Genomic DNA, 2,500 nt, shown 5'->3' with positions numbered 1-2,500 from the left:
GAGTTTGGTTAGGTTTGGTAATCTGGTAGGACCCCTAGCCCATCCAGTGCTCTACCCCCGTCACTCAATAACGCAAGGCTATACCTAAATATATTTCGGGGAGAACCAGCTATTTCCAAGTTTGTTTGGCCTTTCACCCCTATCCACAGCTCATCCGAGCATTTTTCAACATACAACGGTTCGGGCCTTCACGAGATTTTACTCTCGCTTCACCCTGGCCATGGATAGATCACTTGGTTTCGGGTCTACTCCACGCAACTCAATCGCCCAGTTAAGACTCGCTTTCGCTACGGCTACACCTGACGGCTTAACCTTGCTACGTAAAGTAACTCGCTGACTCATTATGCAAAAGGCACGCAGTCACACGGAAAAAGGCACAAGGCCGATTTCATCGTGCTCCCACTGCTTGTAAGCAAACGGTTTCAGGTACTATTTCACTCCCCTCACCGGGGTACTTTTCACCTTTCCCTCACGGTACTGGTTCACTATCGGTCGTCAAGTAGTATTTAGCCTTGGGAGATGGTCCTCCCGGATTCCCACAGGGTTTCTCGTGTCCCGTGGTACTCAGGTGCCGTCTGCGCCACTTTCGATTTCGATTACGGGGCTGTCACCCTCTATGGCCAGGTTTTCCAACCTGTTCGTCTATCTAATCATGGATCGCGTGATGACGGTCCTACAACCCCGTATGCCCCGAAGGGAATACGGTTTGGGCTGGTTCCCGTTCGCTCGCCGCTACTTGGGAAATCACTTTTGTTTTCTTTTCCTGGGGTTACTAAGATGTTTCAGTTCACCCCGTTCGCCTCAACAGCCTATGGATTCAGCTGAAGATGTCGCGACACTACCCGCGACAGGTTTCCCCATTCAGAAATCTCCGGGTCAAAGCTTGTTTAGCAGCTCACCGAAGCTTATCGCAGCTTTCCACGTCTTTCATCGCCTCTTGACGCCAAGGCATCCACCGTTTGCCCTTAATAGCTTGGCCACAAAATATCTGACACAAATATTAAGAACTCAATGTTACTCTAATTCGACATCCAAATTGTCAAAGAACAAAAAAATCCCAGGCATGCAGCGCTTTTCTGGTGGAGGTGAACGGGTTCGAACCGATGACCTCCTGCGTGCAAGGCAGGCGCTCTCCCAGCTGAGCTACACCCCCTGAAAAAACGGCCCTGAAAATGGTGGGCCTGGATGGATTTGAACCATCGACCTCACGCTTATCAGGCGTGCGCTCTAACCAAGCTGAGCTACAGGCCCTCACACAATTCCTCGAGCCTATCTGCATTCTCCGGTAAATTAAAAGAGCACATCTTGATCTCTCAAAACTAAATAGTGACTGGCAAAAAGCTGGACCTTCTTTGTATCTTTCTAAAAGATAGGTCATCCTTAGAAAGGAGGTGATCCAGCCGCTGGTTCCCCAACGGCTACCTTGTTACGACTTCACCCTAATTATCAGCCATACCTTAGGCGCCTGCATCCTCGAAAGGTTAGCCCGACGACTTCTGGTACAACCAACTCTCATGGTGTGACGGGCGGTGTGTACAAGGCCCGGGAACGTATTCACCGCGGCATGCTGATCCGCGATTACTAGCGATTCCAGCTTCATGGAGTCGAGTTGCAGACTCCAATCCGAACTTGGGACGGCTTTTTGGGATTGGCTTACCCTCGCGGGTTCGCGACCCTTTGTACCGCCCATTGTAGCACGTGTGTAGCCCTGGACATAAAGGCCATGAGGACTTGACGTCATCCCCACCTTCCTCCCCGTTGACCGGGGCAGTATCTTTAGAGTCCCCAACTGAATGATGGTAACTAAAGACAAGGGTTGCGCTCGTTGCGGGACTTAACCCAACATCTCACGACACGAGCTGACGACAGCCATGCAGCACCTGTCTCCGGGCTCCCCGAAGGGCACTCCAGTCTTTCGATAGGATTCCCGGGATGTCAAATCCAGGTAAGGTTCTTCGCGTTGCGTCGAATTAAACCACATGCTCCACCGCTTGTGCGGGCCCCCGTCAATTCCTTTGAGTTTTAATCTTGCGACCGTACTCCCCAGGCGGATCACTTAATGCGTTAACTGCGGCACAGCAGGGGTCAATACCCGCTACACCTAGTGATCAACGTTTACTGCGTGGACTACCAGGGTATCTAATCCTGTTTGCTACCCACGCCTTCGCACCTCAGCGTCAGTATTGGTCCAGGAAGTCGCCTTCGCCACCGGTGTTCCTCCTGATATCTACGAATTTCACCTCTACACCAGGAATTCCACTTCCCTCTCCCATACTCAAGCCTGGCAGTATCAAATGCACTTCCGGGGTTAAGCCCCGGGCTTTCACATCTGACTTACCAGGCCGCCTACGTGCTCTTTACGCCCAATGATTCCGAATAACGCTTGCACCCCCCGTATTACCGCGGCTGCTGGCACGGAGTTAGCCGGTGCTTCCTTCAGTGGTACCGTCAGCATATAATGGTATTAACATTATATGGGTTCTTCCCACTTGACAGAGCT

Annotated in this window: 2 tRNA genes and 2 rRNA genes (2 of these 4 only partly in view); all 4 read right to left on the bottom strand. The window is 51.6% G+C overall.

What is annotated here, in order from left to right:
• Nucleotides 1–979 (bottom strand): 23S ribosomal RNA (locus GN111_RS31610) (it extends 2,015 nt beyond the left edge of the window).
• A gap of 98 nt (nucleotides 980–1,077) precedes the next feature.
• Nucleotides 1,078–1,153 (bottom strand) — tRNA-Ala (locus GN111_RS31605).
• Nucleotides 1,154–1,173: 20 nt separating this feature from the next.
• Nucleotides 1,174–1,251 (bottom strand) — tRNA-Ile (locus GN111_RS31600).
• Between the two features lie 133 nt (nucleotides 1,252–1,384).
• Nucleotides 1,385–2,500 (bottom strand): 16S ribosomal RNA (locus tag GN111_RS31595); it runs 447 nt beyond the window's last position.
• The 16S and 23S rRNA genes sit together here with 2 tRNA genes alongside, the layout of an rRNA operon.

Origin of the sequence: Desulfosarcina widdelii (assembly GCF_009688965.1) — a bacterium.
GTDB lineage: Bacteria > Desulfobacterota > Desulfobacteria > Desulfobacterales > Desulfosarcinaceae > Desulfosarcina > Desulfosarcina widdelii.
Note: the sequence above shows the minus strand (reverse complement) of the source record. Positions and strands in the feature narration are given on the sequence as shown.